The organism is Rhodococcus sp. MS13, assembly GCF_013277835.1.
Classification (GTDB): domain Bacteria; phylum Actinomycetota; class Actinomycetes; order Mycobacteriales; family Mycobacteriaceae; genus Rhodococcus_F; species Rhodococcus_F erythropolis.
Genome location: NZ_VBTL01000012.1, coordinates 109,578 through 123,821, shown reverse-complemented (window position 1 = coordinate 123,821; position 14,244 = coordinate 109,578). Strand labels below are relative to the sequence as shown.

Annotated in this window: 16 protein-coding genes; 10 read left to right on the top strand and 6 right to left on the bottom strand. The window is 60.7% G+C overall.

Going from position 1 to position 14,244, the window contains the following annotated elements; translation table 11 throughout:
• Window positions 1-117: 117 nt before the first annotated feature.
• From FEZ59_RS25480 to FEZ59_RS25470, 3 genes are all read left to right on the top strand, one after another.
• Window positions 118-363 (top strand): hypothetical protein, encoded by a 246-nt coding sequence (locus tag FEZ59_RS25480; protein ID WP_258537558.1) that lies wholly within the window; start codon window positions 118-120, stop codon window positions 361-363.
• A gap of 125 nt (window positions 364-488) precedes the next feature.
• Entirely contained in the window at window positions 489-2,078 is a 1,590-nt protein-coding gene (locus FEZ59_RS25475) for an FAD-binding protein (protein WP_172933392.1), read from the top strand.
• On the top strand, window positions 2,075-2,398 hold the full coding sequence (locus FEZ59_RS25470; RefSeq protein WP_080712758.1) for a ferredoxin family protein: 324 nt from the start codon (window positions 2,075-2,077) through the stop codon (window positions 2,396-2,398). Before FEZ59_RS25475 ends, FEZ59_RS25470 begins: the two co-directional genes overlap by 4 nt.
• On the opposite strand, the gene FEZ59_RS25465 is transcribed toward FEZ59_RS25470, so the two are convergent.
• Window positions 2,388-3,443, bottom strand: a complete 1,056-nt coding sequence (locus FEZ59_RS25465; RefSeq protein ID WP_003941279.1) for a 2,3-butanediol dehydrogenase — start codon at window positions 3,441-3,443, stop codon at window positions 2,388-2,390. The two genes, FEZ59_RS25470 and FEZ59_RS25465, sit on opposite strands and share 11 nt — an antisense overlap.
• Window positions 3,444-3,607: 164 nt before the next feature.
• On the opposite strand from FEZ59_RS25465, the gene FEZ59_RS25460 reads away from it, so the two are divergent.
• A complete protein-coding gene (locus tag FEZ59_RS25460) occupies window positions 3,608-4,111 on the top strand; it encodes a DUF3558 domain-containing protein (protein WP_258537557.1) in 504 nt (167 codons plus the stop codon).
• 43 nt (window positions 4,112-4,154) lie between these two features.
• Window positions 4,155-4,481 carry a hypothetical protein gene (locus FEZ59_RS25455; RefSeq protein WP_141489182.1) on the top strand — a complete coding sequence of 109 codons (327 nt, stop codon included), beginning with the start codon at window positions 4,155-4,157 and terminating at the stop codon, window positions 4,479-4,481.
• 1 nt (window position 4,482) lies between these two features.
• On the opposite strand, the gene FEZ59_RS25450 is transcribed toward FEZ59_RS25455, so the two are convergent.
• The 3 genes from FEZ59_RS25450 to FEZ59_RS25440 form a co-directional block, all read right to left on the bottom strand.
• A complete protein-coding gene (locus FEZ59_RS25450; RefSeq protein WP_003941317.1) occupies window positions 4,483-4,836 on the bottom strand; it encodes a UBP-type zinc finger domain-containing protein in 354 nt (117 codons plus the stop codon).
• Window positions 4,837-4,905: 69 nt separating this feature from the next.
• A complete protein-coding gene (locus tag FEZ59_RS25445) occupies window positions 4,906-6,342 on the bottom strand; it encodes an ATP-binding protein (RefSeq protein WP_003941311.1) in 1,437 nt (478 codons plus the stop codon).
• A gap of 9 nt (window positions 6,343-6,351) precedes the next feature.
• On the bottom strand, window positions 6,352-8,028 hold the full coding sequence (locus tag FEZ59_RS25440) for an FAD-dependent oxidoreductase (RefSeq protein ID WP_141489183.1): 1,677 nt from the start codon (window positions 8,026-8,028) through the stop codon (window positions 6,352-6,354).
• A 180-nt stretch (window positions 8,029-8,208) separates the two neighbouring features.
• Here FEZ59_RS25440 and FEZ59_RS25435 point away from each other — a divergent pair, with 180 nt between their 5' ends.
• Window positions 8,209-8,736, top strand: coding sequence for a DUF3558 domain-containing protein (locus FEZ59_RS25435; RefSeq protein ID WP_283383829.1), 528 nt, complete (start codon window positions 8,209-8,211; stop codon window positions 8,734-8,736).
• Between the two features lie 160 nt (window positions 8,737-8,896).
• Complete coding sequence (locus FEZ59_RS25430) at window positions 8,897-9,103, top strand: hypothetical protein (RefSeq protein ID WP_240952927.1); 207 nt, start codon at window positions 8,897-8,899, stop codon at window positions 9,101-9,103.
• Window positions 9,104-9,159: 56 nt separating this feature from the next.
• Here FEZ59_RS25430 and FEZ59_RS25425 read toward each other — a convergent pair whose 3' ends face one another.
• Together FEZ59_RS25425 and FEZ59_RS25420 are read right to left on the bottom strand one after the other, a co-directional pair.
• Window positions 9,160-9,621 carry a 6,7-dimethyl-8-ribityllumazine synthase gene (locus FEZ59_RS25425; protein ID WP_007726074.1) on the bottom strand — a complete coding sequence of 154 codons (462 nt, stop codon included), beginning with the start codon at window positions 9,619-9,621 and terminating at the stop codon, window positions 9,160-9,162.
• Between the two features lie 46 nt (window positions 9,622-9,667).
• Window positions 9,668-10,180, bottom strand: a complete 513-nt coding sequence (locus FEZ59_RS25420; protein WP_003941343.1) for an Lrp/AsnC family transcriptional regulator — start codon at window positions 10,178-10,180, stop codon at window positions 9,668-9,670.
• 219 nt (window positions 10,181-10,399) lie between these two features.
• Between FEZ59_RS25420 and FEZ59_RS25415 the strand changes: the two genes are divergently transcribed.
• From FEZ59_RS25415 to FEZ59_RS25405, 3 genes are all read left to right on the top strand, one after another.
• A complete protein-coding gene (locus tag FEZ59_RS25415; RefSeq protein ID WP_172933391.1) occupies window positions 10,400-11,515 on the top strand; it encodes a Glu/Leu/Phe/Val dehydrogenase in 1,116 nt (371 codons plus the stop codon).
• A gap of 129 nt (window positions 11,516-11,644) precedes the next feature.
• Window positions 11,645-12,763: a class I SAM-dependent methyltransferase gene (locus FEZ59_RS25410; RefSeq protein ID WP_172933390.1), complete on the top strand. Its 1,119-nt coding sequence runs from the start codon at window positions 11,645-11,647 to the stop codon at window positions 12,761-12,763.
• A gap of 113 nt (window positions 12,764-12,876) precedes the next feature.
• Window positions 12,877-14,244, top strand: coding sequence for an acetamidase/formamidase family protein (locus tag FEZ59_RS25405; protein ID WP_172933389.1), 1,368 nt, complete (start codon window positions 12,877-12,879; stop codon window positions 14,242-14,244).

Below are 14,244 nucleotides of genomic sequence, written 5' to 3'. Positions count from 1 at the left end.
GTGGAAAACTATTTACCCACGTAGATCGGAATTCGAAGGTTTTGGCGCCCAAAGATATTCGACTCGACGCATATGTAACTCACCAAATTTGGTGTACCCGCAAGTAACATCCTGAGCGTGGCTAGACGATCGGTAACGGTGAGATTCGACGTAGAGGAACTGAGGGCCCTAGAGGCCCTCCAAGAGCTCACGGGCGCGGACATTTCCAGCGTCATTCGTGAAGCTGTGATCGAGCATGCTCGTCGATGTGTTGCACAGGGAAAGCCCCGCGACATCGCCGAGCGACGCAAATCGCTGACCTTGCAGGAAGCCTTCGCCAAGTACTCCGCGTTGTGCACCGACGAGGAGCGGGAAGCGTCATAGCACATCTGTCGATGCGATGGTGACCGGTTGAGTTCACAGTGATTCTGACTGTGGCGCTGCGTAGTTCGTTCGAGGAATATTGCGGCAACAGAAGTGTTGCGTAGACCTCTGACAGGAGCTGGCCAGTGACGGACGTCCTCGAACTCTCCACCGATGTATTGGTGATCGGTGGTGGCCCCGCCGGCGCATGGGCAGCGTTGCGCGCGGCCAAGGCCGGTGCAGACGTCGTCCTGGTCGACAAGGGCTACTGCGGAACGAGCGGCGCAACGGCCCCCTCCGGAACGGGTGTTTGGTACGTCGAACCGGATACGACTGCCCGTGAGCGGGCGAAGGCCGGTCGTGAGGCGCTCGGCGGATATCTTGCCGACCACCATTGGATGGACCGCGTCCTCGAGCAGACCTACTCCAACATGGATCTCCTCGCGGTGGAGGGCAGATATCCGTTCCCCGTCGACTCCAGCACGGGCAAGCAGATCCGTACCGGCTTGCAGGGACCTGAGTACATGCGACGGATGCGCACCTGGATTCGTCGAGCCGGGGTGCGGATCCTCGACCATTCGCCGGCACTGGAGTTGTTGGTGGACGGTGAGGGCCGAGTTCGCGGAGCTGCGGGCTACCAGCGTCACGAACATCAGGACTACCGCGTCTCGGCAGGCGCGGTAGTGGTCGCCAGCGGAGGTTGTGCGTTTCTGTCCGGTGCGCTGGGTACCAACGTCGATACCGGTGACGGTGCATTGATGGCAGCGGAAGTCGGAGCCGAGTTCTCCGGGATGGAGTTCTCGAACGCGTACGGGATCGCGGCGGCCGGATCGACGATCACCAAGACGGCTTACTACGCGTACGCGACGTTCTTTCACGCAGACGGAAGCGTGCTCGAAGGGGCCGGTTCGGCGAAGGGGAGGTCCGTCATCGCCAGCACGTTGCAGAACGAGCCGGTCTTCGCGCAGATCGATCGGGCCGACGCTGATGTACAGCGTCGAATGAGGCTGGGGCAACCCAACTTCTTCCTGCAATTCGATCGCCGCGGAATCGATCCCTTCACCGACAAATTCGAGGTCGGCATGCTCGCTGAAGGCACGGTGCGCGGCACTGGGGGAATCAACGTCGTCGATGACGATTGCGCGTCATCCGTTCCAGGACTGTTTGCCGCCGGGGACGCCGCGACCCGAGAGCGAATCTGCGGAGGGTTTACCGGCGGGGGAAGTCACAACGCCGCGTGGGCGATGTCTTCTGGTTCGTGGGCGGGAACCGGTGCTGCGCGCTATGCGCTGTCGGTCGGACGTGGGTCTACCAGTGGTCTTCGCGGAGCCGGAACCGTCGGATTGCGTAATCCGGTACGAACCGGGTTTGCTGCCGACGATGTGGTGAAAGCTGCTCAGGCGCAGCTGATTCCCTTCGACAAGAACTACCTCCGCAGCGGTGATCGAGTATCCGCAGCGCTCGGTGAGCTCGAATCGCTGTGGGGTGCAGTGAGTGCGGATCTGGGCGCGGATCCAGCAGGTCGGATGGCGGCGCGGCAGGCTGCCGCGATCACGGCCGTCGGTCGCTGGATGTACCACTCGACGTTGGCGCGGACCGAGACTCGGGGAATGAGCAAGCGGGACGATTATCCCGAACTCGATGTGACGCAGCACCATCACGTCCTCACCGGCGGTTTGGATTCGGTGTGGACCCGGACTTCTGAATCTGTCGGGTTTGCACTGGTGGCGTCATGATCGAGCTGGTTTCTGCGCCTGACTGCATCGGCTGCGACAAGTGCGTAGACGTTTGTCCTACAGATGTTTTCGATCGGACGCCGTCGGGCGTCCCGGTGATTGCGCGCCAATCGGATTGCCAGACCTGCTTCATGTGTGAGGCATATTGCCCGACGGATGCGCTGTATGTGCATCCGCAATCCACGCCGTTGGAAACGGCCGATGTGATCGAGGGCGATCACATCGGCCGCTACCGAGAGAAGATCGGATGGGGCAAAGGGCGGGCACCTGGGTCCCTGACTGCGGTGGGCCCGGAGGTGCCCCGTCCGGTTACGACCTGACGAGAATCTTGACTGCAGTGTCGTTGTGCTCGATCAGAGTGGTGAATCCTTCGGAGATCAATTCTTCGAGCTGAATACGACCGGTGATGAATGGCGCCAGATCGACGACACCGTCCTGGACCATCTTGATGACCGCTTCATGGTCGCGTACGTACGCGATGGTTCCGCGTAGGTCGATTTCCTTGAGGACCAGCTTCTGCATGTCAATGGTCGCGGGCTTGCCCCAAATCGACACGTTGACAACAACTCCAGCAGGCCTGACCGTGTCGAGCATGGTGTCGAGTACTGCGTTGACGCCTGCGCACTCGAAACCGATGTCTGCGCCGATGCCTCCGCTGAGTTCGAGGACGCGCGCTTTGACGTCTTCGGTGGTGGGATCGATGACGTAGTCGGCGACTCCACTGGAGAGGGCCTTGGCTTTGCGGGCCTCGCTGAGTTCGGTGACGATCGTCGTGACACCCAGACCCTTGAGGACTGCCGCAACGAGGAGTCCGATCGGTCCGGCTCCGCCCACGATGGCGACGTTGCCGCTTTCGGCTCCACTGCGTACGACGGCGTGATGGGCGACGCTCAACGGTTCGATGAGAGCTGCCTCGTCGAGCGGGATGTTGCCGATCTTGTGGATCCAGCGACGGTCGACGACGACCTTCTCGCTGAGTCCGCCACCGCCGCCGGCCAAGCCGATGAACCCCATCTTCGTACACAGGTGGTAGTTGCCCGCCTTGCACGGGGCGCACTCGTTGCAGACGAAGTACGGCTCGACGACAACATTTTCACCGACCTCGACGTCCGTGACACCTTCGCCGACCTCTTCGACGGTGCCGGAGAACTCGTGGCCCATCGTGACCGGCGCATTCTCGTGTGAGAGTGGATGCGGGTGGCCCGGTGCGGAGATGAAGATCGGTCCCTCGAGGTACTCGTGGAGATCGGTGCCGCAGATTCCGCACCATGCGACCTTCAGCTTGACTGTTCCTGGCCGCAATTCGGGCTCAGGGATCTCTTCGATCCGGATGTCTTTCTGCCCGTGGAACCGTGCTGCCTTCATTGATCCGCACCTCACTTCGTTGTGAATCCCCTGGTAGATCGACGCTAGGCCGATTATCGGCGTGGGTGAAGGGTTGCAACGGAATGCAATGGGGTGGAACCGATCGGTGCTGGCGAGCGTCCAATACTGTGAGCGGGCCGCGAATGAGGGGGAGTGCTGTGGGAGTGAGGGGTGCAGCGGTCTTGGTCGCGGCCGCGTTGTTGGTTGGGGGGTGTTCGTCGACGGTCGAGGGCGAGGCTTTCCCTGTCGATGTGATTGGGATGTTTGATCCGTGTGAGGTTCTCGGCAATCAGGAATTGGAGAAACTCGGAGTCGACCCGGCAACAAAAGAGGTTGACATCGTTGACACGCATATCGATGGTTTCAACATTTGCTCGTGGAACGGTGAGTGGTACTTCTTGTCTCTGACATCGACCGATCATTCGCTCGTAGAGGTCGAACAGAATCTAGTCATGCGCGACCTTCATCGAGCCCAAATCGCCGGGCGCGAAGTCCTGATATACCAGGAACGCAATGACAAAACAGATTCTGCTTGCAACGTCGCGTTCGCGACCTCTCAATCCACTGCGATGATCCGCGTCGGCGCCAAGGTCGGTGCGGCGCGCGCCGAGACGCCGTGCACGCTGGTGGAACGAATTGCCGAGACAGTGATTCCATTGCTCCCGTGACAGCGGTCCTGATTGCAGCTACACCCTCGAACACAGGAGTCACATGTCGAATTTGTATCTCGATGCCAAAGTCGCCGGCGAGCTGATCGCGGCTTGCGCTGAACTCCGCGCGCAGTTCGAGGCAGCACTGAACTCCGCCGCACTACTCGGTCAATTGACAGGGTTTGGAACCCTAGGATCCGCACAGGCGCTACAGGCTAAGTTCGAGGAAAAGGCGGTTGGCGGCCCGGATGCGCTCGTCGATGTGTTGGCGAGTCATATCGCGGTCGTGGAGGCAATGCAGGCTCAGTTTCAAGCCTGCATCGACAACGCATTGGATCAGGAGTCGTCGAACGTCTCGACTTTGAGGTCGATCGACCAACCGAACTGAGTCAGTGGATGTGTTGCTGCCAATCGGCTGGGACACGACCCTTAGGTCCCGGCGTCGGCTGATCTACGGGATGTGAAGTGGGCGCCGCCAATTCAGGTCCGTCGTACGCCTCGTTGGTTTCGAAGCTCCAGAACCAATCCTCACCGGGTTCGTAGCTCTGCATGAACGGATGCTTTGTCGAGGCCGCATGCTTGCTCGCGTGCTGTGACGGTGAGGAGTCGCAACACCCCACGTGACCGCATTGCGCGCATCGACGCAGGTGCACCCACCAACCGCCGCTCGCATCGCATTCAACGCATCCCGCGCCACTGGGCGGCACACTCGGATCGATCCCCGCTGGAAGTCCGTCGGTCATGGTCCACCCTCTCGCTGACTGAAGTCGGTCATTTCATCGTGCGCTTTGCCTACCGGCCGTGCAAGGTGGCTAGTCGTCGCGCGTATCCCGCGGTGGGCCCGCGATGGGCAGCAAAACTCTGAACCGGGTGTTACCGGGCTCCGACGTGACCCGAAGCTCACCACGATGCTTGCCGACCACAATTCGCCACGAAATATCAAGGCCGAGACCGGTTCCCTCACCAACAGGCTTAGTCGTGAAGAAGGGTTCGAAGATCCTGTCGATGACGTCATCGGGAATCCCGGCGCCGGTGTCGCAGATCTCGATGCACACGCGGTCGCCATCGCGGCTTGTCCGAACGGTGAGTGTTCCCGATCCGTCCATGGCAGACACCGCATTGTCGATCAGGTTGGTCCACACCTGATTGAGTTCGGCGGCGTAGGCGTCGATCGGAGGCAACGCAAGGTCGTACTCCTTGACGACTTCGATTCCGCTTCCGATCTTTTGCCCCAACATGATCAACGTGCTGTCGAGCAATTCGTGGACATCGATGGTCTGGAAGGGAGCGCGATCCATCTGTGAATACTGTTTGGCCGCACCGACGAGCGTCGAGATCCTCGTTGTGGAGTCGGCGATCTCGTTCATCAGGAGTTCGGATTCGATGGTGTAATTCAGCCAGCGAATTGCGCCTTCGAGTACGGACTCGTCAACGGCTGCAGCAACGTTCTCGAGCCAAGCGGTGTCGAGTCCAGCCTGCACGAAGGTCGGAGCCAGGTCCCAACCTTCTCGAATCGAATGATCCTCGAACCATTCACCCAACGAATCCTCCCGATCGGAGGCTTCGAGGGGAGTGAGCGTCGGCGCCTTGGCGACAACCTCTGCAACTTCCTCTTGAAGTCGCATGAGAGTGACGAGGGCATCGCGGTCGTAGGTGCCCGATGCGACCATTCCCAGTTTGTGACGCATGCCTGCGACACGCTCGCGCAAAGAGGCTGTCGCTCGAACCGCCGCGGCTGCAGGGTTATTGAGCTCGTGAGTCAACCCGGCCGACAGTGATCCGAGTGCCAGCAGTCGTTCTCGTTGGTCGATGATCTGTTGGGTGTTCTTCTTGCCGAAGAAGACACCTTCGAGTAGATGGACGGCCATCGGGAACCACTCGCGCATCGCGTTGCCGAACTTGTCGGCGTCCAGGACGAAAAACGTCGAAGGAGTCGTCACTCGCATCGACCCCGCGTAGACCTGCGGTACACGATCGCCGAGATACGCCGTCCAGCCTCCCGAGTAGACGCCGCGCTGGGTGGTCCTGTTGATCTCGATGTCTTCGCCGCCCGACAGCTTGGACAGCACCACCTCGCCCTCGATAAGGACGTAGAAGCAGGTGGCAGGCTCACCTTCGAGGTAGACCTGACCTCGATCGATCTCGGTGATATGGCCTGCCTGGCAGAGTGATTCGAGCTGATCGTCGGTGAGCTTCTCGAACAGGAACAGGGTGCGGAGCAAGTCTGGGCTGCATTCAGGAATGGACATCGAATCTCCCTATTGTTGAGCGAGATAGCGGTGGACGAACATCACGGCCATCGCGCCCTCTCCGACGGCCGACGCGACGCGCTTGGCCGATTCGGCGTGTACGTCCCCGGCGACAAACACTCCGGGGACACTGGTTTCGAGATGATGTGGTGCGCGGTCGAGCGGCCACCCGTCCGGTGTGACGCCTTCGGACGGAAGGTCCGGGCCGGCAAGAACGAAGCCATTTCCGTCGCGGACCACCACGTCTCCGAGCCAGTCGGTCAGGGGAGCGGCACCGATGAAGATGAACAACCACTGAGCATCGACAGTGTCTTCTTCTCCGGTGGCTCTGTTACGCAGTGTAATTCGTTCGAGGTGATCGTCACCCTCAGCGCCGACTACCTCCGTGCACGTGCGCACGGTGATCTTCGGATTCTTTTCGATCTGCTGAATCAGGTAGTAGGACATCGAGGCTTCGAGCGAGTTGCCGCGAATGAGAATGGTGACGGACCTAGCTCCGCGGGAGAGATAGACCGCAGCTTGCCCTGCCGAATTGGCGCCGCCGACTATGTACACATCCTGCTCGCTGCACCGAGCGGCTTCGGTGACGGCCGATCCGTAGTAGACCCCTCGGCCGGTGTATGTATCGAGTCCCGGCGCCGAAAGCTGGCGATAGGAAACACCGGTCGCCAAGATGACCGAATGGGCGTCGACCGACGAACCGTCGTCGAAACGCACTGTGCGGGCCGAGCCGTTGATTTCCAAACCGGTGACGTCTCGCGCGGTGATGACCTCGGCGCCGAACTTGGTTGCCTGGCGCCTCGCCCGATCGGCCAACTGTGCGCCGGACACTCCGTCGGGGAAGCCGAGGTAGTTCTCGATTCGTGAACTCTGGCCGGCCTGACCGCCGGTCGCCCGCCGTTCGATGAGAACCGTCCGAAGTCCCTCCGAAGCGCCGTACAGAGCAGCGCCCAGACCCGCAGGGCCGCCGCCGATGACAACGAGATCGTAAAAGTCTTCGGAGAGGGTGGTATTCAACCCGAGTTTGTCGGCGAGTTCGGCGTCAGTGGGCTCGACGAGGACATCCCCATTGGATGCGATGACGACGGGAAGCCGCAGTTCGTCGGTACCGGCAGCCGAGAGCAGTCGTTGGCCTTCCGGCTCGTCCGACATGTACCAGCGATAGGCAAGTTGGTTGCGTGCCAAGAACTCTCGAACGTCGGAGGATCGCTCGGACCAACGATGGCCGATCACCTTTGTTTCCTCGGCGGGGTGATGACTCGAGCTTGCCCAGGCATCGAGCAGCGCATCGATGACGGGGTACAGTTTCTCCTCCGGCGGATCCCAAGGCTTGAGGAGGTAGTGGTCGAGATCGACGACGTTGATGGCGTCGATCGCAGCATCAGTATCGGCGTAGGCGGTCAGTAGAACGCGCCGAGCTACGGGATACAGGTCCATTGCCTGTTCGAGGAACTCGATTCCACTCAAACCAGGCATGCGGTAATCGGCGACGATGACAGCGACTGCATCGCCGCGAAGTTTCATTTCACGCAAGGTCTCGAGAGCCTGGTCGCCGGACTCCGCACGAATGATTCGGTACTTCTCTCCGTACCGTTTGCGGAGGTCTCGAACGACGGCACGCGAAACACCAGGATCGTCGTCGACGCTGAGGATCGCTGGTTTGGCCGGGGCTTTCGGTGCGCTCACTCGGTGCCTTCCCGAAGTCGTAGTCAACCTCTCCAGTATGCGACTGCTGAGCTGAGCGTCAATCGCTGGAGATGCGCTCTGAGTGAACCAGGAATCGTGACCTGGGAATTTCAGGATTGCGGGAACCGATCGAGCCTCCGGTGCATCCAATACAGTGGGTCCACATCAACAGGGGGTGCCATGCGGGGGTCGGTGGGGGTTGGGCGACTGCTCATGGCTGGGGTGGTGGTGTGGGCTGCGGCAGGATGCAGCTCAGTCGTGGAGGGGGCGGCTGAGCCTGCATCCGGCCAAAAGGGTTTGTTCGATCCGTGCAAGGACATTCCGGACTCGGTTCTGGAGGAAGTGGGGCTTGATCCGGCTACCGAGGAAGCTGGTGCGGCGGGCGTGGAGCAGCCAGGATGGAAGATCTGTGGGTGGAGCGGGTCCTGGTATTTCTTGACCGTGTATTCATCGTCGTACACCGTCGACGATGTTCGACGGAATCCTGATTTCCGAGGGTTCGAGGAACTCACTGTCGGTGGGCGGCGTGGTATCGAGTATCAGCGCGTCGACGACGAGGACAACAATGGTTGCTACCTTGCTTTCTCGGTCGAACACGGCTCAATCTGGTTCAACGTAGAACGAAAGCTGTCTGAGGCTCGGCAAGAGTCCAGTTGTGTTGTTGTGCAGCGTCTGTCGGTCAATCTTGAACCGACGCTACCGAAATGAGGTCTCGGTGAGTGGGTCTGATCGAAGCAATGGGTCTGACGACTCGCGACTGGAAGTTGAGCCAGACATCGCACGTGATGTGGTTGCGGCATGCGAAGGGTTTCTTGGCGAACTCGATCAGATGCGCAGAAATCTGTTCGTGATTGCGAATGTTTCTGGAATGGGAACGCTCCAATCTGGAATCAACCTGGCCGAGAAGTTCTCCAAGAAAGCTAAGGATGGTGAAGATTCGTTGGAGAAGTCATTGACCAGCCACATCCAAGTGGTCACCGAGATGCGGGACTTCTTCCAGCAATGCGTCGACCGCTACGGCGAAGTCGACGACTCGAATGCCTCCGCACTGGCAAGCGTCGAGACCCCTCGATAGACACAAAAAATCTCGCTGAGCCGATGGCATTCGACTCAGCGAGACTTGGGTAACGACTAGTTGGTGGGCAGGGCCTTCAACGACTTGACGGTGGCGTCGACCGCGCGCGCAGCCTCGGCGCCCTTCTTCACGAAATGCGTGCTGAAGTAGTCGACGTGCTCGGCGTGCTCGTGGAAGTGATGCGGCGTCAAGACCACCGAGAAAACCGGAACGTCGGTGTCGAGCTGCACGCGCATCAGACCGTCGATGACAGCCGTCGCCACGAAGTCATGCCGATAGATTCCGCCGTCGACGACCAGACCTGCGGCGACGATCGCCTGGTAGCGGCCGGTCTTGGCCAAGCGTCGAGCATGCAGCGGGATTTCGAAAGCTCCCGGTACCTCGAAGAAATCAACCGTGTCCTTGGGGTAGCCGAGCTCGACGATCGCGTCGGTGAATCCGTCGCGTGCACGGTCGACGATGTTGCGATGCCACGTCGCCTGAATGAACGCGATGCGCTGTCCCTGGATCTCACTCATAACCATGAAACTAGCGCACTTGGAAGCATCGACGCGACCACCCGTCCTAGTCCTGCTGACGGGGGAAGGCGGTCGAGCGACCCCATCCGGCGTCATTGGTGAGGTGCTCGAGGAGAGGCTGAATTCGATACGGAAGGGGATTGGTCAGAGCGATGGTCGTGGTCGAATGCGTGACGCCTGGAAGTGACACGATCTGCTCGGCCAACTTCTGCAGCGCCGCGTGCGTCGAGGTGGCGACGCGAACGAGCAAATCCTCGCGACCGGTTGTGGCGTGAATTTCGATCACCTCGGGCAACTCGGTCAGACTCCGAGCGACTGCGCTGATCTTGCCCTGCTCGAGTTCCAGACCGACAAATGCCTGAATTGGGATACCGACCTCGGGGAGATTGAGATTCGGCCGAAACCCGGTGAGAAGTCCGTTGGATTCCATGCGCTTCATTCGCGACTGGACGGTGTTGCGGGCGACGCCCAACGAGTTGGCCAACTCGGCCACACTCATCCTCGAGTCCTTGCTGAGCAGTCCGAGCAACTGGACGTCGAGCTTGTCGATGCTGAGCACTTTGTGAACCTCTCCTCAGTGATATGGGTCACTGGATGATCGAATTGACTAGTTCAAGAGATTTGCATTGACCAAATCGTAGCTCAGGCAGAGCATTGGTTCCACGAATTGCTCAGCGGGATTCTCTTTGGGTTATTTGTCCCCAATAGTACCCAACGGCCATTTCGTCCCAATGTTTCGACTGCACCCCGTTTATCCTTCGGAAAGGTCTATCCCACAATGACTCTCACCGCCGAGCCCGTGAACTCTGTTGTTTCCCATGACGACACTGCGGGCGTGTTCGATCGCGCCGACTACCTGCGCGATTACCCCCACGAGCAGGTGAGCTTCTTCCAGGATCCCGCGACCGGCCTCAAGGCCATCGTCGCCATCCACTCCACGACGCTCGGCCCCGCGCTCGGCGGAACGCGCTTCTACCCGTACTCCGACGAATCCGCCGCAGTCACAGACGTTTTGCGTCTCTCGCGCGGAATGACCTACAAGGCTGCGGTTGCCGGCGTGGACCTCGGCGGCGGCAAGGCAGTCATCATCGGCGACCCCGCAACGGCCAAGACCGACGAATTGCTCGGCGCCTACGCAAAATTCGTCCAGACCCTCGGCGGCCGCTACATCACCGCTGGTGATGTCGGAACCAACTCCAACGATCTTGACATCATCGGTCGTAACACCGACTTCGTCGTCGGCCGCAACGCTACAGTCGGCGGTTCCGGCGACAGCGCTCCGATGACGGCCCTCGGCGTATTCCAGTCGATGCGCGCCGCGGCACAGTCGCATTGGGGCACTCCGTCGCTCGCAGGCAAGACTGTTGGTGTCGAGGGCACAGGCAAGGTCGGCTACGAACTCATCAAGCTTCTCCTCGCAGACGGCGCAACCGTGTTGGCGACCGACGTCAACGCCGGAGCACTCGACCGCGTCAAGGCTGACTTCCCGCAGGTGAGCATCGTCGACAGCATCATCGACGCCGATCTCGACGTCTACGCACCGTGTGCGATGGGCGCAACCCTCACCGACACGACCGCACGCTCGATCAAGGCCGAGGTTGTCTGCGGCGCTGCCAACAACCAGCTCACCGTGCCCGAGGTCGAGAACATCCTCCGCGACCGCGGCATCACCTGGACCCCCGACTACGTCGCCAACGGCGGCGGCCTCATCCAGGTTGCCGGCGAGCTGAAGGGCAACTCGGCCGAAGAGGTCAAGCTCAAGGTCGAGAAGATCTTCGACACGGTCACCGAGATCTTCGCGAAGTCGAAGAACGACGGAATCCTCGCCGGCGAGGCTGCTGACGCGGTCGCCGAGGCTCGGATCGCCGAGGCAGCTCGCGTCGCCAAGGGCTGACATCCCTCTCGCAGTCATGTAGCGCGGCCGGTCCCGACTAGTGTGGACACCAGACGAGCAGATTTTGCAGATCTGGACCACATCAGCCGGTAGACCGGCCGCTATGCGTCGGACGCCGGAAGGGCTTACATGACTGAACAATTCGCAGTGTGGACCGAGAACGACGCCGAGCAATCGGCCCGTTGGGGTTCGACGAGCAACGCCCCGGTGCCTAAGCGCATTGTCGTCGCCGACGACACGATGAAGGCCGACGACGCCTATCGCTTGGCTTGCGAAGGCACGGCGTTGTTGTGGCGCGGAGATTTTCAGAACGCTCGCCAACTGACCAAGGCCGTCGCGTCGCGCATCGACCGCAAGCCGCGCCGAGCGTCCGACGACCCAGCCAAAGCCTTCCATCTCCACCGGCAGACCCAAGGACGCCGCGCGCAGATCCTCGGCATGCTGCTCATTCCCTTGGATGCAGATCTGTCGATTCCACTCCGGCGAGCCCCGGACGCGCAAGTAGCGTTGACCGAAGCCTTCGGGATTACCGGTGAACCTTCGGTCCGCTCGTTGCGTGACATCCTCGGCGCGATCGGCGCTCACGAGTGGCACCGCAAAGGTGTTTTCATCGAGGCTCTCGACGCACGAGTGCATCCCGCCTTCGGAGTGTTCTCACCCGTCCGCGGGGAGTATGTCGATCTTGTCGCGTCTGCTCCGCTACCGTCGACGGAATCTGCTTTCGATATCGGAACAGGTACCGGCGTTCTTGCTGCCGTCCTGGCGCGGCGTGGAGTTCAGACAGTGACGGCCACCGACCAGGACCCCCGGGCATTGCAATGCGCGCGCACCAACCTGTCGCGGCTTGGCTACGGCGATCAGGTGAACGTGGTGGAAGCAGACCTCTTTCCCGAAGGCACCGCTCCGTTCGTGGTCTGCAATCCTCCCTGGATTCCGGCCAAGGCCACCTCGCCCATCGAATACGCCGTCTACGACCCCGCTGGAGCGATGCTGAAGGGCTTCCTGACTGGTGTCGCAGCGCATCTGGACGACGGGGGAGAAGCGTGGCTGATCCTCTCGGACATTGCCGAACACCTCGGTCTCCGAACGCGATCCGAACTACACGACCTGATTGCGGCCGGTGGGCTCACTGTTGTCGATCGCATGGACGTCAAGCCGACGCACGCAAAGGTCAGTGACCGAACCGATGCGCTTCACGCTGCCCGGGCACGAGAGACGACCTCGCTCTGGCGGCTTCGCCGTCGCTGAATTCATTCTCAGTCAACGGTATTTCCCTGCCATGAAATGGTAATGAACGAGTAACAAATCGGGTCTAGCTTTCTTCGCAGTCGCACATCGTCACGCACTCCGGAGGAATCTCGATGGAAAACACTCTTGCCCGCAACGCAGCCGAAGATCTGGCGAAAGGTCTTGGCCGACGCGGATTCATGAGGGCAGTCGCGGCTCTCGGTGCGGGAGTAGGCGTTGCGGGTGTGGCTTCGGGATGCGCGCACTCGAACGCATCGCCGGCTGGATCATCCTCCTCTGCGCTGCCGTTCGCCGATGGTGTGCCGATTCTGCAACCGGGCAGCGGAAACGTCAGTGGCGATCACTATCTGAGTTCGGATCCGTCGGACGTCATGTGGGGTTGTGTGCCCAACATCCACACCCGCGAGGTGATGCGGATGAAGTCGGGTCAGACCGTCACGATCGACGCCCTCTCGCACGAGGGAATTCTCGAGGATCAAGGGCGCAATCCTCTCGAATACTTCGGTAGCAAAGGCGTTTCCGAGAAGGACGTGCTCGAAGATGCGATTGCCGTTGCGGCCGAATACAACCGAACCGAACGAAACTTCGACAAGGACGGACCGCACGTCGTCACCGGCCCGGTCTTCATCGAAGGCGCCCAGCCTGGAGACGTACTCAAGATCGAGACTCTCGAAGCCATTCCCCGCGTGCCGTACGGCGTTGTGTCGAGCAGACACGGCAAGGGCGCTCTCGCCGTCACAGCAGACGGAACCGCTCCAGCGGGAATCACTCTGGACGAAGTCATGCCGCCGGTCGCCACAGACGGGCGCGCAACAAAGGACCCGCTGAAGTACGGCGGTGTTTCCACTTTCACGGCGATCGAAGACGGCAAGGGCGTGATGCCTTTCGGACAGTCGAAGGTGCGGTTTCCCCTGCGGCCCTTCATGGGAATGATGGGAGTTGCCTATTCCTCGGATGCCGACCCGACGTCCCCGTCGTCGAACTCCATTCCTCCGACCCTGGGCGGCGGAAACATCGACATCAGGCATCTCGGTGTCGGATCAACCTTCTATTTGCCGGTATTCGCTGAAGGCGCCCTCTTCTACGTCGGTGACCCACACATGGCCATGGGCGACGGTGAGGCGGCGCTGACGGCGATGGAAGGATCGCTGCGCGGCACGTTCCGACTGAGCGTGTGCAAGAAGAACTCCGGTGACGCCCCATTGGTGGCATTCGGATACCCGTTCGCCGAGACCGAGGAGGCCTGGATTCCGATCGGCCTGTCCGACCCCAACGGTTCGGTCGATGGGCAGAACATTGACCTCAACGGCGCCATGCGGCGCGCGGTGGTCAACGCGCTCGACTTCCTCGAGCATGATCGCGGAATGGATCGAGCGACGGCCTACGCCTATCTTTCTGCCGCAGCGGATTTCACGGTCTCGCAGGTAGTCGATCGAACCGTGGGCGTCCACGGACAGATCTTCAAATCCCACTTCGAATAG